The following is a 26,391-nucleotide window of genomic DNA, read 5'->3' on the forward strand; positions in this document are numbered from 1 at the left end:
GCCGCCCCGGCGGCCCGGGCGGGCTTGGCCCCTCTTTCACCCGCCCGCCCGGCGCCGGTTGTTCAGGCGGCGGGCAGGCCGGGCAGGCCGGGTAGCGCGAATGCGGCGCGGCCCTGCGCCATGCTGGTGTGCTCGATGAAGCCGTCCGGCAGGGTCAGCACGTGCCGGCGCAGGTGGCAGCCGGTGGTCCGCATGACCGGGGAGAGGTGGCAGGGGTCGAGTTCCTCGACGAGCAGGCTCGGGGCGCTGGTGGCCTGGTTCTTCTTCCCGGCGACCGCGATGGGCAGGCGCCCGGCCGGGGTGAGGGGCAGCGGGGTGATCCGCCAGATCGGTCCGCGGACGGTGGACAGGCTCGCCTGGCCGAAGCCGCGCTCCTCGCGCGGGGTCATCGGCTCGCCGTTGGTGCCGGTCAGGCCACGGAACAGGTTCTCGGCGCGGCCCTGGTTAACGATCTGGCCGGTGTCGATGGTGAAGGCGCGGGAGAAGAACAGGTGCGGCGGGTAGCCGGCCTTCTCCAGCGCGGCCGCGTACGCGGAGACCTGGGGGTGGATCTGCTCGCGCAGGTGGGCGGCGGCTGCGGCGTCGACCGGCTCCAGCTCTTCGGCCTGGGCGGCGAGCGCGTCGAGGACCGCCGTGACGTCCGTGCCGGTGGCGTGCTCGAACTCGTCGCGGCGGGCGAGGCCGCGGGCCCGCTTGTGGGCGAGGAGGGCGTTGAGGAAGGGGCGGGTGGCGTCGGTGTAGCCGGAGTTCGGACGGACGGACGTGGCCGGGTAGAGGTGCAGGGCGGTGAAGGTGCCGTCGGGGTGGAAGTCGGGGTCGGCCGCCCAGTACGGGCCGTCGGCGTTGGTGAAGCGGTGCAGCCGCACCTCGTGGGCCCGGTGCGGAACGTCGAGGGTGCCGGTGAGCGCGGCCCGTACGGTCGCCGTGGTCGGCTCGGCCTGATCGGCGGTGATGTGCAGGTAGGGGGCGCCGGGGCGAGAGTAGACCGGCTGGGTCCGCTCGTCCAGGCGCTCGATCACCGTCTCCGGAAGCTCGCCGCCGCTTCGGTGGCGGGAGATGAGCAGGTGGGGGACGGTCGCGAGGACGTGGTGGCCGTCGATGCGGGTGTCGGTCAGCTCGCCGATGCCGACGAGCGGGGCGAAGCGGAGCTCGCACGCGGCCGTCGCCGCTCCGTGCCCGAGCGCGTCGAGCAGCGGCCGGTACGTGAGCAGGCCGGCGGCGAGGTCCTCGACGTACGCCTCGCGGTCGGTGCCGGAGCGGCCGGTGAGTCCGAGGGTGTAGGGGGTGATGGAGAAGCGCACCCCGTCGAAGGACCCGGTGTGCTCGGCGACCAGGCGCTCGTGCATCGCGGCCAGGTGGGTGGAGTGGGAGGAGTAGCCGACGGTGGAGATCCGCAGTTTCACCTTCAGCACGTCGCGGGCGAGCTCGGCGTAGTGGTCGAGGTGCGGGTAGGAGCCGATGTCGTTGTCCAGGTACGGGAAGACGACACCGGGGCGGTGGATCCGGCCGGAGGCGACGGCCAGGATCCGTTCGGCGGCGACCTGCCCGAGCGCCGTGAACAGGCCGGTCAGCCCCTCGCGGGTGAGGCCCCAGGTGTCGCGGCCAGCGAACTGGGAGCACATGGCGCACCTGTTGAAGCAGCCGACCTGCGGCGCGATGTACTGGACGCGCGTGAACGCCTCGTCGGGCAGCGCCCGCAGCTGTTCCAGCAGTCCGGGCACCACGGTCGTGATCGTGGCGGGTGTGGTGGTGGTCATGACGGTGTCACCTCGCGGGAGTCGGATCGGACGGGGGTGAGGTGGGCGGCGAGTGCGTCGAGGACGGAGTCGCCGAAGGCGGACAGCTGATGCGGGGCGGCGAAGGGGGTGCCGGGGCCGGTGGTGAGGGCTTCGGCGGTGCCGAGTTCGGCGCCAGGCAGGCACACCACGTGGTTTGCGGGCAGGTTGGCCAGGACCACTTCGCCGAGGTCGGCGTTCGCGCACGCCGGGTGAGCGCCGGGCCGCAGCCACACCAGGCGTCCGTCCTCGGGGCGGTAGACGCCGGGGCCGCGCAGCCCCGCCAGGCGGACCGGACCGGTGCCGCGGTGGCGGAGCTTGAGGTAGTACGGCCCGGGCCCACCCCGTGCGGCCGCGCGGATGGTGGCTTGGTTGAAGCCGTCGGCGTCCGGAAGCCAGTCGGGCCTGCCGCCGAGCAGCACGGTGAGGTGGGCGGTGAGGAATGGCGGCAGGCCGCGGAGCTGCTGGTTGACCGCGGAGACCTCGGTGGTGCCCTGGTTGCGGCAGTTGATCTCGTTGAACAGCACCCGGCCCTCGGCCGTGAGAATCGCGTCGAGCCCGAACAGCCCCGCCATCCGGTGATCGGCCCACAGACGCTGGCCGATTCGGACGGCCGCGTCCACCAGCTCGGCCGACGCCTCCTCGGGCCAGGGGCGCGACCAGTCGTTCCCGGCGCTCTTGCCCGGCCCGATCCCCGCCGCCTCGACCCCGACCGCCTTGTGCGACGGGCGGTCGACGTACACCGCGACCCCGCCCGACGCGGTGGGGACGGACAGGAGCGTGGTGTTCGACGACCAGCCGGTGATGAACGCGGCGACCTTGTACGGGCCGGACATGGCCGCCGCCCGCTGAAGGTCGGCTTCGCCGTCGACGAAGACGGTGCCCCGGCCGCCGGAGTCCGCCCCGGCCTGCACCACCAGCCGCTGCGATCCCACCAGCCGCCGCAGCGCGGCGAGGGTGGGCAGCTTCTCTTCGACCCGTACGCACGGGATCCGCATCCGCTGTGGCACTCCCGCCGCTTGGAGCAGCGTGTCGAAGGCGGCCTTGTCCTCGATGACGGCCCGCAGCCGACCGTCGATCGCGGCGACCGTGCCACCGGGACCGGCCCAGCGGCGCAGGCGGCCGGTGGCGTACCAGGCGGCGATCACCGGCGGTTTCGGAAGCCCGGCGAGCCACCGGGCCGCGTCCGTGTCCACCGCCTCCATCCAGGCGTGCCGCTCGGCGGGCCCGCGACGTCCCGTACGGTTCTCGGCGGCCAGGACGGCGCCGGGCGCGGCCGGCTCCCAGCCGGGGTAGCAGCCGATCGCGAGGCCGGGACGGGCCTGCGTGATCGGCCCGGGCCCGGCGTACAGGGCGCGCAGGGAGGAGCAGAACCGCTCGGCGGACACCAGCGGCCTGCCGTCCAGCGCCCGGGCCAGCGCGGTGCCGGCCGCCTCGGTGAGCCCGGTGTCGACCGGCGCCATCCAGGCGGTCACGCCGCACGATCCAGGCCTCCGACCACCAGCGCCGTTGCCGTGGCCGGGGTGGTGTCGAGGAGGGTGTCGGCGATGGCGATGGCCATCTCATTCGGGCTGTGGGTGGAGGTGTCGAAGACGAGGAGCTTGTGATGGCGGCGGCCCATGCCACGGGTGAGCATCGCCGTGAAGGTGGCGGCGAACTCGGCGTCCTCGACCCCGCGGATGTCGACGGCGTCCGGCTTCTCCCGTACGCCGAGCCGGGTGCGGCGGGCGTCGGCGGGGGCGTGGAGGTAGATGGCGACGTCGAACGGGGCGAAGATGCGGGGCCAGCGCAGCGCGAGGACGGCCGCGAGGTAGGGGCCGCCGGCCATGCCGAAGGCGACGGTGCGGTCCACGTACCCGTCCTGGATCAGGACGGTGCCCGCGGGCTCGGGCCGGGCGGCCCGCACGAGCAGGGAGTCCAGCACGTAGCCGGCAGTCAGGTAGGCGGTGGTGACCAGCATGCTGTCGGGCTGTCGTACGAGCGGCAGCTTCTTCAGCAGCCGGCGCGTGGGGTGGCGCTCCGCGAGGAAGCCGCGGTGCTCGACCACGGTGCGGCCGCGGGCTTCGAGTTCGGCCGCGAGGGCGGCGGTGAGGGTGGTCTTGCCGGACAGGTCCAGGCCGTCGATGAGGACGCGCATCACGTACCTCCGAGAATCCGGTGGGGTCGCCAGCCCTTCTTGCGGCGGGCCCTGCCACGTTCGGGCCGCATGGCCCCGGCCGGGAAGGCGCCGGGTGTTGCCGCGGGTTGCCCCCGGTTGCTCCCCGTTGCCTCACCCCCGACGCGCTCTTCCTCACCGGCCACGAGGGGCTCAGACTCGGGGGATCTGTTTGGGGGAGGTCGAGCGCCCGTGATCACCGCTACCGCCGTACGGCACACCCATCCGCTGACCACGGTGATGGCCCGGCACGGGCTGACCGCGGCCGCCTACCTCAAGCGGGTGGCCGACCGTCACCAGGCCCTCGGCTTCGGCGCGATGGCCCACCGCAAGGAGAAGGCCACCCGGTGGACACGCGAGGGCGTCACCCCCGAGCGGACCGCGCTGTTGGCCATCGCCAGCCTCCACGGCATCGGCTTCGCCGACGTCGACCGCTACGGCTGGCCGGGCTTCCTGCTGTTGGCCCTCGATGACGACAAGGCTGTTCTGGAGTCGCCGTGGACGGTGGCGGGTACGGTCACATCACTGACGGACGTGGGAGGTCCCGTGGACCGGCGCGGCTTTCTGATTGCTTCCACCAGCACACTGGCCGCTGCCGTCGCGCAGTGGATCACCGCCGAACCAGCCCTTGCCGTCACCGGCCCGGGCCGCCAGGTCGGCGCCGAGGCCGTCGGCCTGTTCGACACCCGCCTCGATGCCCTGCGCCACCTCGACGACACCGTCGGCGCCGACGAGGTCTACGACGCCGCCGTCCTGGAGATCCGCCTCATCACCGGCCTGCTCAAGAACGCCTCCTACACCGAGACCACCGGCCAGCGCCTGTTCGCCGCCGGGGCGGAAGCCTCCCGGCTCGCCGGATGGTGCGCGTACGACGCCGGCCGGCACGCTGCCGCCGAACGCCACTTCATCGCCTCCCTGCGCGCCTCCGCCTCTGCGAAGGACCCCACCCTCGGCGCGGTCACCCTCGCCTTCTGGGCCAACCTCCGCTACAACGCCAACGACCCGCACGGAGCCCTCCACCTCATCGACGGCGCGCTCGCCGACCGGCACAAGATCTCCTCCCCGCGGGTTGTGGCCATGCTCCACGCCCGAGCCGCCCGCGCCCACTCCAAGGCCGGACAGCCCACCCCGGCCTGGCGGCAGGTCGACGCCGCCTTCGACGCCTACAGCCGGGCCGACGTCCCCGAGGCGGACCTCGCGTCGATGTACTGGATCAACCACGGCGAACTCCACCAGGTCGCCGCCAGCTCCGCCCTCACCCTGGGCGAGCACCACCGCGCCCTGGAGAACTTCGACGCAGCCCGTACCCACGCCGACCCGTACAACACCGAACGCGAGACGCGCGGCACCGTCATCTATCAGGCCCGCCAGGCCGAAGCCCACCTCGCCCTCGGCGACGTCGACGCCGCCCTCGACGTCGGCCACCAGGTCATCACCGCCATGGGCGGCGTCGACTCCGCCCGCACCACCGCCACCCTCGCCGAACTCCGCGGCCAGCTCACCGGTCACCGGCACATCCGCGCCGTGGCCGACTTCCTCGACTACGCGGCCTGAGCACCCAACGGCACCCGGGCGGGGCTATTACGCCCCGGCGTCCCGCACGGCGCTGACCACGTCGCGGAAGTCGAGCACCTTCACGCCGTCGATCTCCTCGATGCTCCCGGAACCGAAGCGGACCCACATCGGGAAGGCGCCGGCGTCCCGGGCGAAAGCGAGCTTCTGCGCCGAGGACGGGTTCGGGGCCGAGTCGATCTCCACGACGATGTCCGGGATGGTGCTGGGCATCCAGATCACCACATCGAGACGTCCGTAGCGGCCCTTGCCGTCCGGCACCACCGGAAGCCGCAGCTCACGGTAGGTCCGCAGGTAGCGGGCGACCGGCTCGAACACCTCGTCGTCGGTCATGGAGATCACGGCCCGGGTGAGGCTGCGGGTGATCTCAGCGGTCGTGGGGGCCGGGTAGCCGTTCGCCCGGTTCGCCGCCACCCCCTCCGCGGCACCCTCGGCCCACTTTACGAGGGCCTCCTCCAGCAGGAACGAGAAGTTCTCCAGGTCCTCGGCGCGCACCGGCCGGGCTCCACGTCCGGTGAGCTGGTGGAGCCAGCCCTCGGCCCAGTGCGCCTGGTCGACAAGCCGCAGTACGCCCTCGGCCGCCGAGGCACGGCCGGCCTGCTCCTTGGTCGGCAGGTGGGGGTGCCGCAGTCAGGAGCCGCTGGCCGCATCGGACCGCGTCGGGTCCGAAGACGCCGATGACGAGTGCGATCTCGATCAACCACGTTGCAGCACTCTGCTGCATGTGTCCTCCCCTGTGTGAGGTGGTGTCGACGCCCGTCCCCTCCCCCACGGCGCCAGAGGCCGTTTCCATTGGGAGCGGCGGCGGTGCGCAGCAGCTCTTCTACAGGTGGGGAAGGTGCTCGCGTACGGGGCCGGCGAGCTCGGCGTAGAAGTCGGTGCGGTCTTGGGCCTGGAGGATCTGGGCGGCCACGGTCAACAGACCGGTGCGGGCCTCTGGCCGGTCCAGGATTGGGGCGAGCTCGGTTCGGATGTGGGCGGCGGTGGCGGGGACGAGCAGGGCGTACAGGTACAGGGTGGCGGCGTCGTAGCCGTACGGGGCGCGGCCCCAGCCTTCCCAGTCCAGGATGTGCGGGCCGCGGGTGATGTTGCCGTAGTGGAGGTCGCCGTGGGCGGTGCTCCAGGTGATGCGGGTGCCGGCCTGGTGGCCGGTGAACTGGGGGATGACGCGGCGGAGGTACTCCTCGCGTACGGCTTCGCGGTCCGCGGGCGGCGGGACGTCGGCGAGGGCGTCCAGGGCGGCGGTCATCTCCTTCCACCACGTCTCGGGCAGGCCGGGGTCTGCGTCGAGGACGGGGCGCGGGAAGATGATCGGGTCCGGGGCGAAGGCGTACAGCTCGGCCCGGTAGGCGTGCGTGTCGGTGGTCCAGTCCCGGATGCGGAACAGGCCGGGGCGCGGCACCGAGGCGGGCAGGGTGCGGGAGGCGGAAGGGCCGTCCCACAGCGTCCCGCCCTCGGTACCGGTCTCGGCGCAGACCAGGCGGAGCCAGTGGGGGCCGGCGGCCGCCGACACGGTTCGGCCCCGGTACCCCCACACCCGTCGGCCGGTGGCACGCAGGCCGAACTGGTCGGCGGCGTGCCGCTGGGCGGCCAGCATCCGGTCGACGCTGGCGGGGGCGGGGGCCTCGAACATGGCTGGTCCTACCTGTGGGAGACGGCGGCCGCATCCTTGGATACCAGCTCCGTGGCGAGGACCGCGACCTGTTCCACGGTCAGGCCGGGGCGCTCGGCCATACCCCCGAAGGAGAGGCGGGCGCCGGATGCCAGGGCCTCCAGCGCGGGGCGGACGGAGGGGTGGAGCTTCCATTCGTGTCCGGCGGCACGCAGTACGACGGCCTCGTCGGCTTCCTCCAGCGCAGCCCGGGCGGTGGTGAGGGCCAAGACCAGCTGCGGGTCGGCGGGGACGTCGCCGATGTGCGGCAGGGAGGGTGCCGGGCGGCCGGGATCGCGGGCATCCATGGAGTCGGCGAACTCGGCGACCACGTGGTCGTGGAGCGCCTCGGCGACCTCCTTGCGCAGCTGCTCGGCGTAGGCGGCGCGGTCGGCGGGGCCGGCCACGGTGGGCAGGTTCGCGCGCAGGGTGGGGGAGTGGAGGAGCTGTCCGGCCAGCCACACCAGGAGGTGGTGGCCGGTCGCCGGGGCCTCCGGCCACCCCTGCCCCTTCGTCCACTGCCTTCGACAGTACCGGGCGCCTCGGACATCAGGCTCCCGGCGGTCAGGTGCTCTGGGAAAACAGGTCGGCATGCCGGCGGCGGGCGGTCTCCCGGAGGATCGGGATCAGCTCGTGCCGGGATTGGCCAAGGCCTTTGATCCGGTGACAGTTCGGGCAGAGCGCGATCATGTCCACCGCCTCGTCGTCCCCGGTGGCTGCCAGGCCGCCGATGTGGTCGACATCGAGGAGCGGGCCACCCTGGTCGTTGACGTCACCCATGTCGGGGTTCGGGCAGCGAGGGTTCTCGCACAGGCCCTCACTCCGCATGATCACCGCGCGCCGGGCGGCAGCGATGCGTACCGGCTCGTCGCTGCTGCTGCGGCGCTGGCCCCTGTGCTTGGCCAGCTGTTGCTGGGCGGTCTCGACGAGTCGCCGGTACTGACGGGCGCGTTCGGCCTGCGTGACCGTCTGCTTCCGGGGTGTTGGCAAGCGGGCCTCGCCCGGAGTCTTCTGGGGCGGGAGGCCTGCGGCAGGGGCGGTCCCGCGGATGCGGGGGTCCGGGCCCAGGTCCGGCGGGTACGCGCCGTGCACACTCGGTGTCTTCTTCACCTGCCGGGCCGACGCTGCCGGTCGTCGCGCCGAAGCAGGCGGCTGCGCCGGTACGGTCCGCGGGGCAGCCAGGATCGATTCCACGCGGGCCTGCTCGGCCCGGGTCGTGCGCCGCGACCGCACGAAGGTGTCAACGGAGTCGGCGTTGTCCTGGGCGTCGTGACGGGAGCGGTGTTGCAGGGCCCGCACCTGGCTGCGGATGGTGCGGTCCCGCCAGAACGCGGCGTCCTCCCGCCCAATGTGCTCTTCGAGGCTGGGGGTGTTCCGGACGGCGTCTATCTGCGCCTGGTGGTAGAGAACTTCCCAGTCGTTGCCGTTGGGGCGGCTGACGTTCTCCGGTATCAGGGTGTTGACCGCGGCCTTGGACCAGCGCGCGGCGTACAGCTGCGCGGCGGTCACCCACTGCTTGCCGGGCTCGCCCACACCGGACCGCAGCAACAGGTCCTGGCCGGAACGGACCATGGGGGCACGGGGAGTCTTCTTCCGTGCCGGGGCCGCTGGTTTGACCTTGAGGAGGCGGATCTTGGCGGCGGCCTGCTCCGTGAGCTTGACGATCCGTACCCGGGCCTGGTGGCTGCGGAAGAAGCCGGCATGCCGGTAGATCCCGACGCGGGGCCCTAGGGACGGGTCGTCGAGGACGGCGAGGATCTGCGCCCGATGGTAGACCAGGGAACCGTCACCGGACACCCCATCGTGCACGAGAGCGTCGATCGGAGCCTGCTGCCAGCCCATCGCCCGTAGGTGTTCCCCCGTGAAGTAGTCGGCACCCGATGGTGGCCGCCGCACACGGTGGACGTCGGGCTCCGGCGCCTTCTTCCGCTTAGCCACGAGCACCCACCAGCAGGCCAGAACCAAGAAGTCGGGATATCAGGCACGGACAGCTCACAGACTGCTCCCCAGGGGCGGTAGACGAGTGGACGGGGCGCGGCAGGGCATGCTGCTGCGCCCCGTGATGATGCCGTGTCAGGCAGGTGTTGGGGTGGCGTAGTCCAGAGGTCGGGCTGAGGCGTCGTTGCCGCCCGGCCTTGTGCAGGGCCCGCGAGGGCATCGACACCGGACTGAACGTCGCCGGGGTCTCGCCTACCTAAGGGCTGTCCCGCAAGTGATCTCGGACGTGCTCCTCATCGGTCGTTGGCGTAGATCCGCTATCCGGTCAGGGTGAGGTTGTGTAGGCGGGCGATGCCGAGCATGGCGTGGTGGACGCCGTCGCCCTTCAGGCGGCAGTCGTGGAGGATCTTCCAGGTCTTCATGCGGGCAAGGGTGTGCTCGACTCGGGCGCGGACTTTGCGGTGGGAGGTGTTGTGGGCTTCCTTCCAGGCCGGTAGCTCGGTTTGGCCGGGTTCTCGGCGGTGCGGGATGATCAGACCGGTGCCGCGGTAGCCACCGTCGGCGATGACGGTGGTGTTGCCGACCGAGTTCTTAGCTCCGGATAGTTCCCATGCCTTGCAGTCGTTGCGGTTGCCGGGCAGCGGTCGGCCGACGGAGACGACAAGGCGTGAGTCGGCGTCGATGACGACCTGGTGGTTGGTCGAGTAGCGGTAGTTCTTGGACTGCTCCGCCACGCTGTGGTCCCGTGTCGGTACCAGGGTGCCGTCCACGATCAGCACCGTGTCTCTGCGGAAGCGGCTCCGCTGCCGCAGCGCGAGCAACGGCCCGAGCTGGCTCACGATCCGACCCGCGGCCGACTTCGAGACCCCGAACAAGGGAGCCAACTGTCGCAAGGTCAGGTTCGTCCGCCAGTACGCGGCAACCAGCAACACCCGGTCTTCCAGCGGCAGACTCCACGGACGACCCCGGCATGCAAGGGACGGTTCTCCGCGTCGCAGAACGGTGATCAGTTTGCCGAACTGCTTCGGAGTGAGCCCGGAGTACGGCGCTATCCATGACGGCTCCGACGCCGTGATCACAGCCCCCACATGCTGATCATCTCAGTCGTGGGCGGCCTGGCTTCCCGCACGGGTCCAGACCTGCGGGCCCTGGATCTGCCGACCGAGGTCAGTAGAGCCAGCGGTCCAGGTGCGCTGGCCAGAGAAACCCCTCGTAGCCGTTGAAGGCTGCCGGGTCGATCTCCTTCAGCTCCTCTGCCAGCCGGTTCAGCTCGGCGAAGGCCCGCTCTTCCTCGTCTTCGGAGAGGTACTCCTCGGGGCCGTCCGGCTCGCTGAGAAGCTCTGAGGCGGCTACGCGGCTGCCGTAGTGGTGAAGCACGTTGAGCCACACGTCGACACCCGAGTTGGCGAACCATGCCTCCCCATCCGGCATGACGAAATAGACCGTTCCGGACTCCGGCTCAACGCCGAACCATGATCGCTCAGCCGTTCTATGGGGGTCTGTGTCCTCCGTGAGGCGGTAGAGCTGACCCTGGGACGTGTGGAGGACTGGGTCGGCCTCGCTTTGCATCACGACCCGCTCGATGAGGCGCGGAGCCACCGGGATGCCCACCTCGACGAGCTGCGTCTTCATGAACTCCGGGATCCGCCAGCCGGCGACAATGTCCCGTCCGGCTCGCGTGACATGCTCCGGACCGGCCCATTCGGTCAACTGGTCATACGTCGCCATCGAACGATCCTCTTCCGTCGGCTGCGGCCCTGACCCTATCGAGCCGACCTGAGGCCGAGGCGGCATCACGTTTGCGGGACAGCCCTTAGGCGGAGATCCGCGTCCGTCCAACCGGGGCGGTCCGACTCGGCGTCGGCGAGCCGTGGCATCTCGCCGGGCCCCAGCATGGCGTGCTGGTCGACCAGATACCGCGGCGCCGGCGCCACCGATTCTGCGGGCAGGTGTTCGTCGTGAACCAGCTCCGCCTCAACGATCTCCTCGCTGCTCACAACTGCTCCGATGCGGGCCCTGGGGCCTCGGAGAACAGGTCCATGACGACATCGAAGAGGGCGCGGTCAAGTCGGTCGCCCTTCTGTTCGCACAGGTCCAGGAGCCGGTCCTTCATCGCCAGGTCGTGGAGGGCCCGCGCCGGCTGGTGGAGGGCCAGGTACTCGGCCACGTCGTGGTCGGTCGGGCCACCGTGTCCGGTCAGGACGCGAACCGCCGTGCGGCCGTCGACCTGGACGGCGGGCCCGTCCTGCTCCCACCAGCCGCCGGCTGCCGCCTGGGCGACCTCCCGCTCCGCCTCAACTCGGCCTCGTAGAAGTGCGATCCACGTATGGGTGGACGCCGGGTCGACGTACGTCATCGTATGGACGGTCCCTTCGGTCCCTACCGGGCAACGTCGTCAGCGTACGGCTCGATCCGCGCGGCCAGAAGGGACAGGGTCTGGAAGAGCTGCCCCGCCCGGTGTGCCCAATCGGTCGCGGACTCCGTGGACTCCCAGGTGGCCGGCTTGCCCAGAGACAGGCCCATCTCCCGGAGCTGGCGGGCCGTGTCGTCCAGGGCCAGGCGCAGCGTGGCCGCGCAGGCCTCGCCGGGCTCCGGATTGGAATTCCGCAACGAGATGTCGCTGCCGATGCGCGGGGCGGGAGCGAGCTGGCCGGGGAGGAGCCGGACGTAGCCGGTTGTGCGGGGCTTGCCGAAGGCGGTGAAGGGAGATTCGTGCAGCTGCTCGGACATCAGCCATCGCGGACGGCGGCCTCGGCCGTCCTCGCCGACGGTTTCCACCCGCACCTTGCCCGTGTGGAGCAGGACGGCCATCCCATCGCCGAGCGGTCGACGAACACCGGTACTCCGCAGGGAACCTCCTCGTGTTCGATCAGGCCAGGCCCGTGCGAGTGCGGCCGATACCAACCACCAGGTCGTCATCGATGCCGACTGCCGGAGCCGGGCCCTCCGGGCGAAGCTCACCCGGACCGGCAGGGCAGCAGTCAGGGCCCGCAACCAAGTCGGCTCCCGGTCGGCGGACCACCGGTGCTCGCCGACTGGTCTTGGGAGATCCTCGACCGACTCTGGAAGGCGGGCGGCGCCGAGGTCCGGGCCGGCGGCCCCGCCGCGGAATGCGCGCTCCTGGACCTCGCCGAACCATCCTGACTTCCCCACCCGAGAGTGAGGCAGCGCAGCTGGCAGGCAGAGCGTTCGACGAGCCTGAACCGAGCCCCGCTTCCTGAAGATCACTTACGGGACAGCCCTTAGAGGGCGCCTTCGAACGGCACACTGGGGCAGCTACGACAGGCGGGCGCCCGACACGGTCCTGGGCGAGATGCGTGGGGACCTGGCGCGAACGGCCGCCGGGATCTCCGGCCTGGTGGCGATCGTCCAGCGCGACCGCGGCGACCAGGCCGACGCGCACCGCTGGTTCGCCACCGCGGCGAAGGCCGCCCGCGAATCCGGGGACCGGCGGATGACTGCCTGGGTGCTCGGCCGTCACGCCATGGTCGGCCTGAACTACGGCGCTCCCGGGCAGGCAGCCCGTATTGCGGCGCAGGCGGGCCGGGAGGCCGCCGACCGTCCGGCGCGGCCGCGCTGGCGGCCGCCGTCAACGCCCGAGCCCTGGCCGCCTTCGGCGACTTGCCCGGCGCCCGCCGGGCGGTCGACGACGTCCGCACGCTGGCTGAGCAGTTGGACGGCCCGGAGTCTGCGGACACCTGGTTCGGGTACCCGGCCCAGAAGCACGTGGTGCACCTCTCCCAGGCGTATACGCTGCTGGGCGACACCCGCGCCGCGTACCGGGCGCAGGACGACGCCCTGGCCCTGACGACTTCGCCGTCGGTGATGACCCGCGCCCTGATCGCCATGGACACCGCCGCGTGCCTACGGGTCGACGGGGACCCGGGCGCGGCCGCCGCAATGGCAGCCGCCGTCTACGACCGGCTGCCGCCCGCCTACCGGACCGGCCTGGTGCGCTCCCGCGCCCAACTGCTCCACCAGCACCTGGACGGCGCCCCGCGCCGACTGCTTGGCGACGCCCTCGCCTGAGGATCTGGCAGCGAATGGCGCGGTCGCCGTTTCCAATGGAAACGGCGGCCGGCGCGTGGCTTTGATCGCCGGGTGCTGACCTGGCGGATCAGGCGAAGGCCAGCCGATTCAGGTCGGTGACGGTTTGGCTGCGGCGGTTGCTGTGGGTGCGGTTCCGCTTGAGGTTGGAGTAGTAGACGAACTGGCCCGTGGTGGGTTCGAGGAAGTCGATGGTGCAGCTCATGCCGGAGTGGGTGTGGTCGCACAGGCAGGTGCAGCTCTTGTGGTCGACTTTCCAGCCCAATCCGGTGGGGCCGTCGCCGAGGAGCCTAACGAGTTCGGGGCATGGCGGCCCGTCGGTGGTCTCCAGCCGGAAGGATCCGCCGACCGCGTGCCAGGCATCGGTGCCGGTGAACGGGCCGGGGCCGGCTGTCGCCCGGATGCGGCGCAGCAGGGGTGAGAAGAGCGACGGCGGTTCGAAGGGGGAGTTCACGGCTGCGGTGTACGCGGTTCGCTCCGTGGGTGTCCAGTCCGGCTCTTGTTGGAGCAGGCCGTAGTCAGTGGTGAGCCGGTCGGAGATCCGTTCCCACCAGCGCGGGTTGAAGCCGGTGAGCAAGATGGGGGCTGGCGCGCCGGGGCGGTAGAGGCTGATGCCGCCGCTTTCGCGGCGGTAGCGGAGGCCGGCCACCCCCAAGACGCGGTCCTGCGGGTGGTCGCTCTCCTCGCCGGACAGGTGGGGCAGGAGGAACTCGGCCCAGTGGTGAACGACGTACGGCTCGTCGAGCAGACGCAGAGTGAGCTGGTCTTCTTCCGGACGCACCTGGACGATGCCCAGGGGGTGCTCGGAGAGGCTGCCGATCTTGCAGCAGGCGAGGAAGACCGCGGCCTCCAACTGGGCCTGCTCCGGGTGACGGGCCGCCGGGATGGTGAGCGGCTGGTCGGTGTCCGTGAGCAGTGCTTGGAGGGCTTGGTGGGACTCGCCGGTGCAGCGGCGGCGGTCTTGGGCGAGGGCCAGGGTGGCCTGAGGCATCGTGGTCGCTGTTCCGCGCCACACCGGCCCCCGGCGGTGAGCGCTTTGGTGAGGCGGGTCAGCAGGTGTCGTACGGGTGGTGATGCTTCTGGCCGGTCCTCGGCGAAAGGGTGCGGGGGCGTCTTCCATCGCGCGGCCGGGCGTTCACGAGCCCGCGCAGATGAAATCCGCGGGGCGCCAACGGAATCAAGGCGCCACGGCGAAGGATGCCCCCATCGGGTGAGGGAGCATGCCATTTGACGCTGGCGCCTGGCCAACGGCCCCCGCCGTTCCGGGGGAATGAGGTGGCTCAGGGATGGTTGTATGGCGATGCCCGTTCGGATAGCTGTGCCGCTGATGGGCCAGGGGTGCCGGAACAGGCGCGGCGAGATGGAGGCGAACCAGTGGCTGACCGGAGTTTCATTGAGTGGACTGAGGCAACCTGGAATCCAACGACCGGATGTGATCGCGTCTCGTCGGCGTGCGACAACTGCTACGCCCTGACGCTGGCGAAGAGGCTCAAGGCGATGGGCGCGGCCAAGTACCAGAACGACGGCGATCCGAGAACCTCCGGGCCGGGCTTCGACCTCACAGTCCACCTCGACGCTCTGGACATCCCGTACGGCTGGATGAGCCCGCGGACCGCTCCATGTCGGACCTCTTCCATGCCCGCGTCCCGCTCGATTTCGTGCGCCGTGTCTTCGAGGTCATGGCCGACACTCCTGAGCACACCTACCGGGTGCTGACCAAGCAAACCCGCCGCTTGCGGCAGGTCGCCGACCGGCTCGGCCAGCCAACGTGTGGATTGGCGTGTCGGTGGAGACAGCGAAGGAGCCGGCGCGCGTGGACGACCTGCGGCAGGTGCCAGCCGCCGTGCGGTTCCTGTCCTGCGAACCGCTGCTCGGTCCGCTCGACGGCCTGCGCCTGGATGGGCTCCGCCACCGCCGTCCGCACGATTCGCATCCCGCCGCCCGGCACCGCCCCCGCCGCCCCGCGCGGCCGACACACCTCTGGGTACGGCCACGGGCCCGCACCGGGATCCGGTTCAGCCTCGGACGGAGCCCTACGGGCAGCCTGCGGGCTACCTGGAGGCCATTGCCCAGCGGCGGCCGTTTGGACGCGCGGATCGCCCAAGCCGCGCGAGTAGATCCGCACCCGAATCCGCGAGCCTGAGAGCGCCTTCGCCCGCCTGCTCGCGGAGGCCTAACGCCTCCGCGAGCAGGCGGAACGGGAGCAGTCCAGGAGAACCTCGGAGGCCCGCGCCCTGGCTCGGGCACGCGCTGGGAAGCCGACTCGCCCACCTTCGCGCCAGGCCACCCCAGCCGCGTCCGAGCTCCTGGACCGCATCGCATGAAGACCGTGCCCAGTGTGGGAGCGTTGGCTTGCCGCTGCGGCTGGAGGCAGGCGGTGCGGCTGTCTGTCCAGTGGCTCCCGCAGTCGGGGGGCCCGCGCTAAGCGCGGACCTCCCCGCGGACGTTCTCAGCGCTCGTCGATACCGGTGTGGCCGAGTCCGTCGTCCAAGGTGATGCGGATGGTCTCCCCGGAGCCGGTGGTATCGGCCAGTTCGGCCGCGATCCGGTTGTAGGCGGTCGTGGCCAGCGCCCAGTCGGCCTCCAGGACGGTGGCGGTGGTGCGGGTGTTCCAGAGCTCGATCAGGACGGCAATGAGCGAGCGCCCCGAAAGGGCGGCCTGGATGCGGCCCTCCTTGACGTCTTCCACTGCCGGCGGGGTACGGAAGTGGCCGTGGTCGACGGCCAGGGCGGAGAGGAACTCCCAGGTGTCGCGGTGCAGGACCAGCTCGGCGGAGGCCACGCCGGCCGCCTTCAGCAGAAGGACCCCGTGCGCGACCTTCGCGTCCTCAGGCTGGGGGCGCTGTACGGTAGTGGCGGACGTGGGTACGGCGCTGGTGGCCGTGCCGCGGTAGGCGGCCTCGATCGCGTTCTTCAGACCGGCCTCCTCCGCCGGCTCGCTCCCCGTGGCCGTCTGCGGTTCCTGGCCGGCGGTGCGCTCCATGTACTCCCCCTGGTCTTCGTGGCTGGTCGCTGCCTGCTGTGCTGACGGATCGGCGGATTCCACGTCGTCGTCCTGTGCGGGCCGGAACTCAGTTTCGCCTTCGGGCATGGGTGCCTCGATGGCGGCCGGAGCTGCAATTGTGGCGAGGTCACGCAGAATGCCGGCGAGGTCGCGCAGCTGCTGTATCTCCTCCCGCACTTCCTCCCGGTTCTCCTGCAGATCGGTGATCATCTTGTCCTGGCGGCGACGCAGCTCCCGGTTCTCCTCGCGGAGCCCGGTGACGCCGTTCTGGACGACCTCCTGGATCTTCATTCGGGCCTGAGTGAGCTCGCCGTGCAGCGCCGACAGCCCCACCGTGGGGTCATCCAGGCGCTCCAATTGCTTACGTGCCTCCTTGAGTTCCCCCATCGCCTCATCGAACGCCTGTTTCCACTTCACGTGACTCCCGGATTACTTTCAGTTAATGGACCGCCCGTATCTCCCCATAAGCAGTTCAGCCGACACGACGTTTTCCGGTCCTTCTATGGCCGACGAACAGGATTAACGGAGGGCAATCCCTCCTGTGCGGGGCCAGCGAGCTCGGCGTCGTTGGTACGACGCCTCCGCGCTTCGCCTTGCCAGCACGGCCGCCCGCCTCCGAGGTGTACTCGATGCGACCGGTGGAGGGCATGCCGGCCGCCGCCCCCGCCCGCGGCCGTCGCCTGGCCGTGGCCGACTGGCGTGTTCGTGGCGCCGACTTCCTGCCAGCGACGATCCCGAAGGGAATGATAGTTGGCTGGTATCATTGACTCATGCTGTATGAGACTCCCGCACTCGACACCGCCGATCGCAGGGTCCTGGAAGAGGTCGATGGCCTGCGTGAGCGGCTGCGTGACGCGGTGCAACAGGCGCCGATGAAGTGGACCCTGGACCTCAGGAAGGCGCTGACCGCGAGTGCGATCGCGGCGTCGAACACGATCGAGGGCTATCAGGTGGACGCGAAGGACGTCGCGGACCTGATGGACGGCGAGCGCGAGGTCGACGCCAGCGACGAGAACAAGGCGGAGACGCTCGCGTATCAGCAGGCGATGACGTACATCCAGTCCCTCCATGACGTGGGCGACTTCCGCTACAACAAGGAACTGTTGAACGCGCTGCACTGGATGCTCCAAGGCCACCACCACCCGCTGCGCACGGCGGGGCAGTGGCGCAAGACCTCGATCCGGATCACCGCTCCGGGGGACGAGCTCGCCACGGACTACGACGGTCCCGACCACGAGCTCGTACCGGGCCTGATGGCCGAGCTGGTGGATTGGCTCAACGACGGCGACAGCGAGGCGCACGTTCTGATCAGGGCCGCGATGGCGCACCTGAACCTGGTGAAGATCCACCCGTGGTCCGACGGGAACGGCCGCATGTCCCGGTCTGTTCAGACTCTGCTGATCGCCCGCGGGGGCGTTCTGGCACCCGAGTTCTCCTCCATCGAGGAATGGCTCGGGATGCCCGGGAACACGTGGGAGTACTACAAGGTGCTGCGGGAGGTCGGCGGGCCGGTGTACTCCCCGGAGCGCGACACTCTGCCCTGGATCAAGTTCAACCTGCGCGCGTACCACGAGCAGGCGCAGCGGGTGCGGCACCGGGTCGACCGTTCGAACCAGGTCTGGATCGAGCTGATGGAGCACGCCGAGGGGCACGGGATCAGCGAGCGGCAGGTCACCGCTCTCCACGAGGTGGCCATGGTGGGCCGGGTGCGGCGATCGCGTTACGAACGGCAGGAAGCGATCAACACCCAGCAGGCGACCCGTGACCTGCAGGCTCTGACCAAGGCCGGCGTGCTTACCGCGGTGGGGCAGACCAAGGGCCGCCACTACGTCGTGGGTCCGCAGTTCCCGCAGAACGTTCTCGCGATTGCCCGCCGCCCACACCGCATCCTCAACCCCTACGGGTAAAGGGGGGGGCCGGCGTTGGGGCGACGCCCGGGGGCGAAAGGGCCCGTCGCGCGAGGCCTCCGCTGGCGCCGGCGACGAGCCGACCAAGCGACCGCGCCGCCGGCGGCCGGCGTCGGGGCCCCGTGGTCAGGAGGTGGCGGCGGGCTCCGCTTCGTCGCCTGCGTCCCGTAGGGCGTCTTCCAGGTCGGTGAGGGTGGTCTCGGCCGGGGTTCCGTCGGCCTGCAGCGCGAGGATGCTGGTGCCGCAGTAGGAGGTCAGGGCGAGCAGGAGGTCGAGGAAGCGGGCCTGGTCCTGCGCGAGGGTGCGCCCCATGATCTCCACGCCCTGGTCATGGAGCATGCCGCGGATCGTTTCGACCACCAGCGCGCCCACCTCGTCGTCACTGGCCCGCTTCAGGCCGTCGAGGAACTCGTCGAGCGTCTTGTCTCCTCGGGAAGCGAGCTCCGCGCTGAGGCCGAGCGCCGCGAGGGCGAGACCGGCGGCGAGGTTGGTCAGCCGGTCGGCTCCCTGGTCGTCGGCGTCCGCGTGCGCTGCGGACGCGATCAGGCGCCCGGTCGGAAGGTCCAGTTTCGAGACGACGTCTGTGCGGTGGCTCGCCGGATCGAGCGAGGCGCGAAGGAGTTCCATGACGGGCACGTGGGTGAGTTCGCTCATCACGCCATCCTGCCCACCGGGCCGCGCGGCCGGGCCGGAATCGGCAAGACCGGGCTCCTCGTCTGCGGAACGCCCTCGTCGCAGCCCGCCGAGTCGATGGCCGGTGTACCGGCGGGCGTACGGTCGTCCGTTCTTGAGTCGAGCGGGCGGTGCGCTCGGCCCTGATGCTCTGACTGGTCTATCCCGGGCCGTGGTTGTGGGCAGGGGGGAGGGTGCGTTCGAGGAAGCGAATGTGCCCGGGGGACAGCCCGGTAAGGGCGGCGCGGTCCTGGAGGCTGTAGCCGAGGGCGGCGAGTGTGCGGATGGCCTCGTGGTCGGGGGGCGGAGCGGGTGGTGGGGTGGTGTTGATGCGTTGGTGAACCTCGGCGCGCAGGTGTTCCCAGGCGCGGTGTGTGGGTGACGGTTCGGTGATGATTTCTTCCCATGCGGTGAGGATGGAGGCGAAGGCCTCCGTCACGGCGTGTTCGGCTTCGTGGGGGCCCAGGTGGGCGCGGGCGTAGGTGGTGTAGTGGGGTCGCTGGAGGCTTTGGAACGCTTCGAAGGCCAGGCGCTGGGTGGCCAGCCGGCGGTGGTCGTTCATAAGGTCGGGTCCTGGGGTGAGGGGTGGGGTGTCGGGGGAGCCTCTTCGTCCTGATCCGAGGTGATGTCGTCCGGTGCGGGTGGTGGCTGGGCCGCGTGCCACAGGGCTCGGAGTTCCGCGGGGCGGCCTCGTAGGGCGTGGATGACGCGGGTGGTGGTTTCCCAGTCGGGGATGTGGCCGCCGTTGAGGGTGCGGGCGATTTCTCCGATGGTCGGACGTCGACCCGCGCCGGGGATCCTGTTCTGGATGGTCCACAGATCGGGGCTGTCTGCCGCGAGGTACAGGCTCTTGAGGCAGGTATGGAGTTGTCGTGCGGCGGCGGCGGGGTCGGTGGGAGGCGGGGCGGGCAGGTGGCTGGGGGGACGTTGGGCGTTCTCCCACAGGACGCGCAGGGCTGCCTGGTCGGCGTGGCAGACGGCGACGAACTGTCGCACGACGTCCCAGGACGGCCCGCGGCTGCCCGCCAGCAGCCGCGACAGGTGCGAGGGCGAGATCCCCATGTCGAGGGCGCACTCCTTGATGGAGCGCGCGGTTTTGCGTTGGAGGAAGGACATCGCGGTGGCGAGCTGCTGACGGGGCGTCTGGGTCGGCAGTAGGGGGAGCGGCTCGTGAGCGTCGTCGGTGTTGTCCTCGTCGGGTGGTGCGGTGCCGGGGACGGGTGGGGCGGGAATGCCGGGGGTCGTGCGGGCGGCGCGTGCTTTCCGAGCGCGGGTCAGGCGTCGGTCGACGCGGTCGGGTGTCCATCTTTTGCGGAGGTGGTCGGCGGTGTAGTCGGTGCCGTCGACCATGTCCTTCCAGGACTCGCCGCGGGCGCGGCCGCGGGCCACGGCGGCGGCTTTGGCGTCTTCGACCAGAGCTTCGAGGGTGAACAGGTGACGCAGGACCTGCCCCGTGGGCGGGTCGGTGAGCTGCTGTGAGATCAGGCGGGTGATCTCCAGTTGGAGGTCGTGGGAGGCGGCGTGGAGGTCTTGGTCCTGGCGGCTGTGATCCGGTGGGCCGGCGGTCCTCGAGGCGTAGCGGCATTTGTCGGAGCAGTGGTTGCGGGGCCGGCCGGGTCCGATGGGGACCGAGTAGGCGAGGCCGCAGTGGGCGCACTTGCGGAACTGCTGCCTGGGGGCGGGGGTCATGGGTGCCCCTTTCGGGGGAAAGCGTCTGGGAATTTGCCGGCGGTTGTGGTCCCGTGTGGCCGCCGGGCAGGGAAAATCCCCGCCCGGCGACGGGGTCGGGCATGACGGTCTGGCATAGGCCGCCGGCCGGGTGGTCGGGCGGCGGCCTGGGGGGTGGCGAATCTCAGAAGTGACGAACCCGCTTGTAGGCGAGCCGACTGCCCGCCGCGGTCACCGAAATAGCCATGGCCAAAGCCACCAGAACCGAGGGGTCGAAGACCTCCGCGATGAGCACGATCGGCAAGACGGGCAGCGCGATGAACAGCGCCCCGTTCGCCGTGACCGCCAAGTCATCGGCCGTGCAAGTTTCCCTGGATGTAAAAGGGGCCATGATACCGTCGGCACCTGATTCCGGCGCCCGTAAAGGGCGTTGGCGGCGATTGCGGTTGTTCAGCACGAAGTGCTCCTTCGGGACATACGTGTGGAGCGCGATCGAATCGCACGGTTGAACAAGTGCCCTGGCTGTGGATTGGACGCCCGTCGCCAGGGCACTTGCCGTTCCGGCATATACCGGTGAGCGGGACGATAGCTCCCGAGCACTGTGCAGCGCCACGCGCACAGAGGGTTATGGCCGCATGCGCCCAGACGGGCACGCAAACCTCTGTTCACCCCACACGTCTCGGCCGTTCGCTTGGATGCGCGTTTACTTTCACGTTCGACCGGACGCGATCCGATCATTCATCAGAAAGACAATCTGCGCGGCACTTGTCACGAATCGTGGCACTCCGCGGCCCGAAAAGGCATCGTCCGTGGCGCCCGCCTCTCCCCAAAGCGCCCCCGGCGAGTGACCAACGCCATGCCCAGCCACCCCCACGCCACCGCGCGAGAACCGGAGCGCACGCCCTCTCCCCCACCACGTCACGACCGCGCCCCAAACCGAGAAGCAGACTCCCCGACACCACCCGACGACTCGCCGGCACGAACAGCATCCGAACCGTCGACCCGGCCGGCGGAGACCACCCGGTCGAACGCTGGAGGGGAGAACTCCACGCTCACTCAGCCACGTCAGACGCCCACGAAATACGCGACTCCCGGACGTACTGATCTGCCGTTCCGACCGTCGGCGAACCGTCCGGATGGCCGGTCGGGAGCGGGAGAAGCTCCCTGGCTTCGGAGCACTTCTGCGCCGAGATCATCGCCTGTAGTTCGTCGCTGCCCTCGTCGCACGTGCCGGTCAGTGCGGGCGGGCGCCTCGGGCGAGGCCGGAAACGCGGAGCGCCCCGCCCCCAGGTGCGGGGGCGGGGCGCTCCGAGGCTGACCGAGGTCAGCGGAACAGGAAGACAGGAACCTTGATCTTGCCGCTCTTGTAGAGCTGATCCCAGTACACGTCACCGGTCACGATCATGAGACCGAGGCGCTCGGCAACCGCGATGCACTGCGCGTCCCCAAAGGACAGGAAGTTGCCGGTCTGCGGGTCAGGGGGCAGATTCCAGAACTCGGCCGTCCGGACGTCGTCGGCGTCGGTGAACGGCTCGATCTTGATCCCCAGCCGGATGCGGTGTAGTCGGCGCTGGCCGGACGAACCTCCGGCCGGCGCTGGCGGTACCGTCTCCCTCTCGCCGGCTTGTTCGGACGTGTCGATGGCTGCCGATCGGGTGGAGCCCGGCGCGGTCGCCGGCATCGGGGCGGGCGGTGGGAGGAAGGTGGCGGCCATGACAACTCTCCTCCGCCTCCGCGCTCTGGCCGTGGTCGTCGCGGTCTCCTCCACCCTGCTCGCCGGTGCCTGTGGCGCCGAGAAGGCACCGGTGACCGCGGCGCCGGCCGCACCGACATCCCCGCAGGCAACCGCCACCGGCGGCGGGCTCACCGAGGACCAGCGTGAACGTATGACGCTCGTGCCTTTGGCCAAGGTGGCGTGGAACAAGGCCGCCGACACCGCGGTGGCCGAGGTGCCGAAGGGCAGGCTCGTGGAGATCGAACTGACGACCGCCGGCGGCACCGCCACCAACACCGCCCCGGCCGCTCGCCTGCCGGTGTGGGACGTCACGGTGGCTGCCGAGGACGGAACCATCCACGACGTCCAGGTCGATGCCGTGACCGGCAAGGTCACGCGTTCGCGGGTCGAGCCCGGACAGGACGCCGACGACAAGGCCGAGGTCGCCCAGGAGCTGAAGGCGGCGACCACCACCGCCCAACAGGCCGTAAAGACGGCCACGGACCGCAAGTCCGGCACCGTCACGGCCGTGGAACTCGACGACGACCTCTGGTCCGTGGACATCGTCACCCCGGACTGGAACAAGACCACCTACGACATCGACACCGCCAAGGGCACCGTCGTACGCGAGCACATCGACCGAGACTGACACCCTCAAGGCGGCCGGGCCGTGGTTGGCTGCGTAGGGGGGAACCGGGAACGTTTGTTGCCGAGTCCTGGGAACGCTGACTGGCCGCGTAGGTCTGGGATGTTGTCGAGTTTCAGGAACGTGCTTCGGTGTGTCGGGCCGGCCTTGGTGGCTCCAACTCGTGGGGGCCAGTCTGACGGGGCGGGCGTCTGGGTGAATGGGGGCCACCAAGCGCGAGTGAACGGTGATGATGTGAGAAGCCGTGGTCACTGTTCTGGCCCGGGACTTGGCCTGCGGGGTGGGGAGTGGTGGTCTCGTGTGCCCCGGCCCGTTTGGGGCCGGGGCGTCGAGTCAGGCTGTGATGGCGGTGTTCGCCCGTCAGGTGCCTGCGCGGTCCTGGGCGGTGCTCACAGGGCGAGGCGAAGGTAGCTTTCGCCGTTGAAGGCGTAGAACTGTCGTGGCTGGGTGCCGGGGACCTCGGTGAGGCCGCGGGCGCCGGCGAGGAAGTCGGCGGGAGCGTCGGGCCAGCGCCTGGTGAGGTCCCTCTCGGGTACGGCGATGCCTCCGTCCTTGTCGAAGTACGCCCGCTCTTTGGTGCCGTTGATGAGCACGTAGCCGCTGTCGTAGCCGAGGCGGTAGGCGGAGGTGAGGCCGCTTGCGTGGGGGGTTCCCTTGATGGCGGGCCAGCCGTTGGCGATGGAGGCGGGGCCGGAGACGATGCGCTCGTCGGACAGGTGGTAGCGCAGGTACTGGCTGCCCTTGAAGAGGTAGAGCTCGGAGTCCCGGTTGTGGACGCGGGTGGCGGCGTCGATGCCGGAGGTGAAGGCGGTGCCGCGCAGTCCGCTCCAGCCGTCGTGGATGGTGCGGGGGCCGCTTGAAACCTTCTTGTTGGCGAGATCGTAGCCGAGGTACTTGTCCCCCTTGAAGAAGTACAGCTTGGTGCCGTTGCCGTAGGGGACAACGGCGTCGATGCCGGAGTCGAAGCCGGCCTCCTTCAGGCCGGGCCAGTCCTGGGAGATCAGGGAGGGCATCAGCTTCGGCACGAGGGGGGTCTGGCCCGTGTAGTGGACTTCGAGGTCGAACAGGAAGCCGCTCTCGGCCTTGGAGTCGAAGTCCTTGGAGAAGAACACGAAGGCGCTGCCGTGCCCGGCGTTGATGCGGGCGAGGTCCTTGACGCCGAAGGCGAGGGCATTGCTGCCGAGGTAGTCGTCGTCGTTGCGGATGGCTTCCCAGATGGTGGCGAGCAGGCCCAGTCCGGAGTAGAGGTAGCCGAAGAACTCGGTGCCCGGGAGCATGTCGGCGAAGGAGGCGGTGGCCGCGAGGTTGTTGACGAGGGTCTGCAGGGCCTCGCCGAGTGCCTTGTACCAGGCGGAGTTGGACTGGTCGGCTTCCCAGCAGGTGAAGACGATGCTGCCGAGGTTGGCGTTCATGGTGGCGTCGAAGAAGGTCTTGCTGCCGGTCTCGTGGTCGCCCTTGACGGTGTACCACTTGTGGTCGTGGACGGCACCCGTCTCGCTGGTGCGGGTGGTGTGGGTGTACCCGTCGGCGTTGGCGGCGGCCGTCCAGTAGATTTCCGCCCGGCCACCCCACTGGTCACCCGGAGCGTCTTCGCACTTGAACTGCACGAAGTCGAAGGCGGCCCGGAAGGTGTAGGCCCCGTCGGTCGCTTCCCGGGCCTGGCCGGGCAGTGTGCCGGTGTCCTCGGCGTGCGCCCCGGCCGGCTGCGTGAACGCCGCGGGGATGGTCAGGGCGATACCGGTCTCGGACATGGCCTGGCGGAAGGCGGCCGGGGGCGGGGTGTCGGAGGCGGTCAGCTCCTCCGGCGTCACCGCAAGCACGTTCGGCAGGGTGAGGACCTTCTCGCCGAGCGCGGTCATCGCCGTGCGGTAGTCCTCGGCGGTGAACGGCTCCTCCAGCGGGCGGGCGGCGACCGCGGCCGGGACCAGGGACGCGCCACCGGCGCTGGCGTGGGTGGCGAACAGGCGGCCTACCGCCCGGCTCTCCGTCTCGCCCAGGACTGCCGCCATGGGCTCCAGAAGCGTGCGCTCGAACGCGGTCGCCTCAAAACCGGCGTCGGCGCGGGCCGCGGCATGCAGCCACAGCCCCACGGCCCAGTTCTCCTCACCGCCCAGCGCCCGCTTGAGCGGCGCGCGACCGGAGGCGTTGACCAGCGGTGTGCCCGCGATGAGCGCCTCCCACCGCGCGAGGCGCCCATCGGCGGTCAGGGCCGGGCGGCCGTCGTCTTGCGAGGTCTTCGCCTCGTCCACCTGCGTCATGATTCATCTCCCTGTCGTCCGCGTCCTGCCCCGCGCTGGGCAGGACGTCAGCGGGCACACCAGAGGCCGGACCGCACGCGAGATCCTCAGGGACACCGCCTCCGGCCGCCGCGAACACGCTAGTGATCAAGAGGTCACGCTGGGTAGTGGAGTTTTCGGTCAAGATCGGGCTTGACCGTCGGCTGGAATGCAGGCGGACACCCGCAGCAGGCAGGGGTTCCGCCGCCGGTGGGAGCGAGCCGCGGGCGCGTCCCGCTCCCTCGGCTGGGTCTGTCAGTTGGCCAGGCTGAAGTCGCCGCCGATCGCCGCGACGAGCTTGTCGGTGCCGGCGAGACGGGCGTTTGAGACGACCAAAGTGCTGCTGGCGGTGGTGGTGCCGTTGCAGAGCTGACCGGAGCTGTTGTCACCCCAGGAGCGGATCACGTTGTCCCCGCCCAGGATGGCGGTGTGTTCCCGGCCACCGGCCACCAGCATCACGGCCGGCAGGCCGGGAACGGGAACCGGGACGCTGCGCTGCTCGGCGGTCCCGTCGCCGAGCTGGCCCGAGGTGTTGCGCCCCCAGGCGTGCAGGGTGTGGGAGGTGCCGGTGACGGCCAGGCTGTGGTGGGCGCCGGCGGCGATCTGGTAGACCTCGCCGCTCCAGGCGTCGCGGGTCTTGACCGGGGTGGTGCGACCGGTGGTGGTGCCGTCGCCGAGCTGTCCGTGTGTGTTGGCGCCCCAGGCCATGACGACTCCGCCGCTGCGGGGCGGGCCGACCAGGGCCAGGCTGTGGCCGGCACCGGCGGCGATCTGGCTGACGCCGGTCAGGACGTTGACGCGCGTGGGGGTGGTCTGGTTGCCGGTGATGCCGTTGCCGAGCTGGCCGTCGGCGTTGTGTCCCCAGGCCCACACGCTGCCGTCCTCGCGCACGGCCAGGCTGTGGTTGAGGCCCGCGGCGATCGCGATGACCTTGTCCAGGTTCGCGACCGGGACGGGGAGGCTGCTGTCGGTGGTGGTCTTATTGCCGAGCTGGCCGTAGTCGTTGCGGCCCCAGGCCATCACGGTCCGGTCGGCGAGCAGGGCCAGGCTGTGTGACCCGCCCGCGGCGACCTCCGTGGCCCTCGTAATGCCAACGACCTCGCCCGGCGCGTTCCGGCCGAACGTGCTGCCGTCGCCGAGCTGGCCGTACTTGTTGGCACCCCAGGCCTGCACGGTTCCGTCGGTCATCAGGCCCAGAGCGTGACCCGTATCCGGGCCATCACCGCCGGCGGCAAGCTTCGAAAGCGACGCGGCGGACAGCCCCAGAGTCGCCCGAGCCTCTGCACGGAAATCGGTCCACGTACCGTCACCAAGCTGCCCGCTGCGGTTGTTGCCCCAGGCCATCAGCTTCTTCTCTGCCACGTGA

26 protein-coding genes and 1 pseudogene are annotated in these 26,391 nt (G+C 70.5%); 6 read left to right on the forward strand and 21 right to left on the reverse strand.

Annotated elements, in window-relative coordinates; translation table 11 throughout:
• Positions 1-62: 62 nt before the first annotated feature.
• Genes ACZ6ZI_RS36295 through ACZ6ZI_RS36305 form a run of 3 tightly spaced genes read right to left on the reverse strand, consistent with a single transcriptional unit; the run spans position 63 to position 3,912 of the window.
• Complete coding sequence (locus ACZ6ZI_RS36295; RefSeq protein ID WP_469528464.1) at positions 63-1,757, reverse strand: hypothetical protein; 1,695 nt, start codon at positions 1,755-1,757, stop codon at positions 63-65.
• On the reverse strand, positions 1,754-3,250 hold the full coding sequence (locus ACZ6ZI_RS36300; RefSeq protein ID WP_469528466.1) for an ATP-grasp domain-containing protein: 1,497 nt from the start codon (positions 3,248-3,250) through the stop codon (positions 1,754-1,756). Before ACZ6ZI_RS36300 ends, ACZ6ZI_RS36295 begins: the two co-directional genes overlap by 4 nt.
• Positions 3,247-3,912: a hypothetical protein gene (locus ACZ6ZI_RS36305; RefSeq protein ID WP_469528469.1), complete on the reverse strand. Its 666-nt coding sequence runs from the start codon at positions 3,910-3,912 to the stop codon at positions 3,247-3,249. The genes ACZ6ZI_RS36300 and ACZ6ZI_RS36305 overlap by 4 nt, the downstream gene beginning before the upstream one ends.
• 210 nt (positions 3,913-4,122) lie before the next feature.
• On the opposite strand from ACZ6ZI_RS36305, the gene ACZ6ZI_RS36310 reads away from it, so the two are divergent.
• On the forward strand, positions 4,123-5,484 hold the full coding sequence (locus ACZ6ZI_RS36310) for a transcriptional regulator (protein ID WP_469528470.1): 1,362 nt from the start codon (positions 4,123-4,125) through the stop codon (positions 5,482-5,484).
• 27 nt (positions 5,485-5,511) lie between these two features.
• Here the strand turns inward: ACZ6ZI_RS36310 and ACZ6ZI_RS36315 are convergent, their stop codons facing one another.
• The 9 genes from ACZ6ZI_RS36315 to ACZ6ZI_RS36355 form a co-directional block, all read right to left on the reverse strand.
• Positions 5,512-5,997: a hypothetical protein gene (locus ACZ6ZI_RS36315; protein ID WP_469528471.1), complete on the reverse strand. Its 486-nt coding sequence runs from the start codon at positions 5,995-5,997 to the stop codon at positions 5,512-5,514.
• Between the two features lie 328 nt (positions 5,998-6,325).
• Complete coding sequence (locus tag ACZ6ZI_RS36320; RefSeq protein ID WP_469528472.1) at positions 6,326-7,135, reverse strand: hypothetical protein; 810 nt, start codon at positions 7,133-7,135, stop codon at positions 6,326-6,328.
• Between the two features lie 8 nt (positions 7,136-7,143).
• Positions 7,144-7,617 carry a hypothetical protein gene (locus ACZ6ZI_RS36325; protein WP_469528475.1) on the reverse strand — a complete coding sequence of 158 codons (474 nt, stop codon included), beginning with the start codon at positions 7,615-7,617 and terminating at the stop codon, positions 7,144-7,146.
• A 100-nt stretch (positions 7,618-7,717) separates the two neighbouring features.
• Positions 7,718-8,995: an HNH endonuclease signature motif containing protein gene (locus tag ACZ6ZI_RS36330; protein WP_469528477.1), complete on the reverse strand. Its 1,278-nt coding sequence runs from the start codon at positions 8,993-8,995 to the stop codon at positions 7,718-7,720.
• Between the two features lie 413 nt (positions 8,996-9,408).
• Entirely contained in the window at positions 9,409-10,179 is a 771-nt protein-coding gene (locus tag ACZ6ZI_RS36335; RefSeq protein ID WP_469528480.1) for a transposase, read from the reverse strand.
• 79 nt (positions 10,180-10,258) lie between these two features.
• Positions 10,259-10,819 (reverse strand): SUKH-4 family immunity protein, encoded by a 561-nt coding sequence (locus ACZ6ZI_RS36340; protein ID WP_469528483.1) that lies wholly within the window; start codon positions 10,817-10,819, stop codon positions 10,259-10,261.
• A 65-nt stretch (positions 10,820-10,884) separates the two neighbouring features.
• Positions 10,885-11,088 (reverse strand): hypothetical protein, encoded by a 204-nt coding sequence (locus ACZ6ZI_RS36345; RefSeq protein ID WP_469528484.1) that lies wholly within the window; start codon positions 11,086-11,088, stop codon positions 10,885-10,887.
• Complete coding sequence (locus tag ACZ6ZI_RS36350; protein ID WP_469528486.1) at positions 11,085-11,447, reverse strand: DUF6221 family protein; 363 nt, start codon at positions 11,445-11,447, stop codon at positions 11,085-11,087. Before ACZ6ZI_RS36350 ends, ACZ6ZI_RS36345 begins: the two co-directional genes overlap by 4 nt.
• A 23-nt stretch (positions 11,448-11,470) precedes the next feature.
• Positions 11,471-11,902: a hypothetical protein gene (locus ACZ6ZI_RS36355; protein ID WP_469528488.1), complete on the reverse strand. Its 432-nt coding sequence runs from the start codon at positions 11,900-11,902 to the stop codon at positions 11,471-11,473.
• A gap of 810 nt (positions 11,903-12,712) precedes the next feature.
• Here ACZ6ZI_RS36355 and ACZ6ZI_RS36360 point away from each other — a divergent pair.
• The gene (locus tag ACZ6ZI_RS36360) at positions 12,713-13,120 is read left to right on the forward strand and encodes a hypothetical protein (protein ID WP_469528491.1); all 408 of its coding nucleotides are present in this window, start codon (positions 12,713-12,715) and stop codon (positions 13,118-13,120) included.
• Positions 13,121-13,208: 88 nt separating this feature from the next.
• On the opposite strand, the gene ACZ6ZI_RS36365 is transcribed toward ACZ6ZI_RS36360, so the two are convergent.
• Positions 13,209-14,129 carry a hypothetical protein gene (locus ACZ6ZI_RS36365; protein WP_469528493.1) on the reverse strand — a complete coding sequence of 307 codons (921 nt, stop codon included), beginning with the start codon at positions 14,127-14,129 and terminating at the stop codon, positions 13,209-13,211.
• A gap of 206 nt (positions 14,130-14,335) precedes the next feature.
• On the opposite strand from ACZ6ZI_RS36365, the pseudogene ACZ6ZI_RS36370 reads away from it, so the two are divergent.
• Positions 14,336-14,832, forward strand: a pseudogene (locus ACZ6ZI_RS36370) (DUF5131 family protein); the annotation flags it as partial.
• A gap of 119 nt (positions 14,833-14,951) precedes the next feature.
• Positions 14,952-15,281: a hypothetical protein gene (locus ACZ6ZI_RS36375; protein WP_469528495.1), complete on the forward strand. Its 330-nt coding sequence runs from the start codon at positions 14,952-14,954 to the stop codon at positions 15,279-15,281.
• A 306-nt stretch (positions 15,282-15,587) separates the two neighbouring features.
• Here ACZ6ZI_RS36375 and ACZ6ZI_RS36380 read toward each other — a convergent pair whose 3' ends face one another.
• Positions 15,588-16,499, reverse strand: coding sequence for a hypothetical protein (locus tag ACZ6ZI_RS36380; RefSeq protein ID WP_469528497.1), 912 nt, complete (start codon positions 16,497-16,499; stop codon positions 15,588-15,590).
• 413 nt (positions 16,500-16,912) lie between these two features.
• On the opposite strand from ACZ6ZI_RS36380, the gene ACZ6ZI_RS36385 reads away from it, so the two are divergent.
• Complete coding sequence (locus tag ACZ6ZI_RS36385; RefSeq protein ID WP_469528499.1) at positions 16,913-18,049, forward strand: Fic family protein; 1,137 nt, start codon at positions 16,913-16,915, stop codon at positions 18,047-18,049.
• A gap of 126 nt (positions 18,050-18,175) precedes the next feature.
• Here the strand turns inward: ACZ6ZI_RS36385 and ACZ6ZI_RS36390 are convergent, their stop codons facing one another.
• From ACZ6ZI_RS36390 to ACZ6ZI_RS36410, 5 genes are all read right to left on the reverse strand, one after another.
• Positions 18,176-18,703: a hypothetical protein gene (locus ACZ6ZI_RS36390; protein ID WP_469528500.1), complete on the reverse strand. Its 528-nt coding sequence runs from the start codon at positions 18,701-18,703 to the stop codon at positions 18,176-18,178.
• Positions 18,704-18,881: 178 nt separating this feature from the next.
• Positions 18,882-19,283 (reverse strand): hypothetical protein, encoded by a 402-nt coding sequence (locus ACZ6ZI_RS36395; protein WP_469528502.1) that lies wholly within the window; start codon positions 19,281-19,283, stop codon positions 18,882-18,884.
• Positions 19,280-20,410, reverse strand: coding sequence for a helix-turn-helix domain-containing protein (locus ACZ6ZI_RS36400; RefSeq protein WP_469528503.1), 1,131 nt, complete (start codon positions 20,408-20,410; stop codon positions 19,280-19,282). The genes ACZ6ZI_RS36395 and ACZ6ZI_RS36400 overlap by 4 nt, the downstream gene beginning before the upstream one ends.
• Before the next feature lie 163 nt (positions 20,411-20,573).
• Positions 20,574-20,846, reverse strand: coding sequence for a hypothetical protein (locus ACZ6ZI_RS36405; RefSeq protein ID WP_469528505.1), 273 nt, complete (start codon positions 20,844-20,846; stop codon positions 20,574-20,576).
• A gap of 867 nt (positions 20,847-21,713) precedes the next feature.
• Positions 21,714-22,103, reverse strand: a complete 390-nt coding sequence (locus tag ACZ6ZI_RS36410) for a hypothetical protein (protein ID WP_469528506.1) — start codon at positions 22,101-22,103, stop codon at positions 21,714-21,716.
• Between ACZ6ZI_RS36410 and ACZ6ZI_RS36415 the strand changes: the two genes are divergently transcribed.
• The gene (locus ACZ6ZI_RS36415; protein WP_469528508.1) at positions 22,102-22,752 is read left to right on the forward strand and encodes a PepSY domain-containing protein; all 651 of its coding nucleotides are present in this window, start codon (positions 22,102-22,104) and stop codon (positions 22,750-22,752) included. The two genes, ACZ6ZI_RS36410 and ACZ6ZI_RS36415, sit on opposite strands and share 2 nt — an antisense overlap.
• 386 nt (positions 22,753-23,138) lie before the next feature.
• On the opposite strand, the gene ACZ6ZI_RS36420 is transcribed toward ACZ6ZI_RS36415, so the two are convergent.
• The gene (locus ACZ6ZI_RS36420; protein WP_469528510.1) at positions 23,139-25,007 is read right to left on the reverse strand and encodes a hemopexin repeat-containing protein; all 1,869 of its coding nucleotides are present in this window, start codon (positions 25,005-25,007) and stop codon (positions 23,139-23,141) included.
• Between the two features lie 273 nt (positions 25,008-25,280).
• On the reverse strand, positions 25,281-26,369 hold the full coding sequence (locus ACZ6ZI_RS36425) for an RCC1 domain-containing protein (protein WP_469528619.1): 1,089 nt from the start codon (positions 26,367-26,369) through the stop codon (positions 25,281-25,283).
• Positions 26,370-26,391 lie beyond the last annotated feature (22 nt).

Source organism: Streptomyces sp. NPDC103540, assembly GCF_055584445.1.

Excerpts from the sequence above, each read along its gene's own strand:
- ACZ6ZI_RS36295 (WP_469528464.1), bottom strand. The coding sequence starts at position 1,757 with ATGACCACCACCACACCCGCCACGATCACGACCGTGGTGCCCGGACTG.
- ACZ6ZI_RS36305 (WP_469528469.1), bottom strand. The coding sequence starts at position 3,912 with ATGCGCGTCCTCATCGACGGCCTGGACCTGTCCGGCAAGACCACCCTC.
- ACZ6ZI_RS36320 (WP_469528472.1), bottom strand. The coding sequence starts at position 7,135 with ATGTTCGAGGCCCCCGCCCCCGCCAGCGTCGACCGGATGCTGGCCGCC.
- ACZ6ZI_RS36330 (WP_469528477.1), bottom strand. The coding sequence starts at position 8,995 with ATGGGCTGGCAGCAGGCTCCGATCGACGCTCTCGTGCACGATGGGGTG.
- ACZ6ZI_RS36340 (WP_469528483.1), bottom strand. The coding sequence starts at position 10,819 with ATGGCGACGTATGACCAGTTGACCGAATGGGCCGGTCCGGAGCATGTC.
- ACZ6ZI_RS36350 (WP_469528486.1), bottom strand. The coding sequence starts at position 11,447 with ATGACGTACGTCGACCCGGCGTCCACCCATACGTGGATCGCACTTCTA.
- ACZ6ZI_RS36355 (WP_469528488.1), bottom strand. The coding sequence starts at position 11,902 with ATGGCCGTCCTGCTCCACACGGGCAAGGTGCGGGTGGAAACCGTCGGC.
- ACZ6ZI_RS36365 (WP_469528493.1), bottom strand. The coding sequence starts at position 14,129 with ATGCCTCAGGCCACCCTGGCCCTCGCCCAAGACCGCCGCCGCTGCACC.
- ACZ6ZI_RS36385 (WP_469528499.1), top strand. The coding sequence starts at position 16,913 with ATGCTGTATGAGACTCCCGCACTCGACACCGCCGATCGCAGGGTCCTG.
- ACZ6ZI_RS36390 (WP_469528500.1), bottom strand. The coding sequence starts at position 18,703 with ATGAGCGAACTCACCCACGTGCCCGTCATGGAACTCCTTCGCGCCTCG.
- ACZ6ZI_RS36395 (WP_469528502.1), bottom strand. The coding sequence starts at position 19,283 with ATGAACGACCACCGCCGGCTGGCCACCCAGCGCCTGGCCTTCGAAGCG.
- ACZ6ZI_RS36400 (WP_469528503.1), bottom strand. The coding sequence starts at position 20,410 with ATGACCCCCGCCCCCAGGCAGCAGTTCCGCAAGTGCGCCCACTGCGGC.
- ACZ6ZI_RS36415 (WP_469528508.1), top strand. The coding sequence starts at position 22,102 with ATGACAACTCTCCTCCGCCTCCGCGCTCTGGCCGTGGTCGTCGCGGTC.
- ACZ6ZI_RS36410 (WP_469528506.1), bottom strand. The coding sequence starts at position 22,103 with ATGGCCGCCACCTTCCTCCCACCGCCCGCCCCGATGCCGGCGACCGCG.
- ACZ6ZI_RS36420 (WP_469528510.1), bottom strand. The coding sequence starts at position 25,007 with ATGACGCAGGTGGACGAGGCGAAGACCTCGCAAGACGACGGCCGCCCG.
- ACZ6ZI_RS36425 (WP_469528619.1), bottom strand. The coding sequence starts at position 26,369 with ATGGCCTGGGGCAACAACCGCAGCGGGCAGCTTGGTGACGGTACGTGG.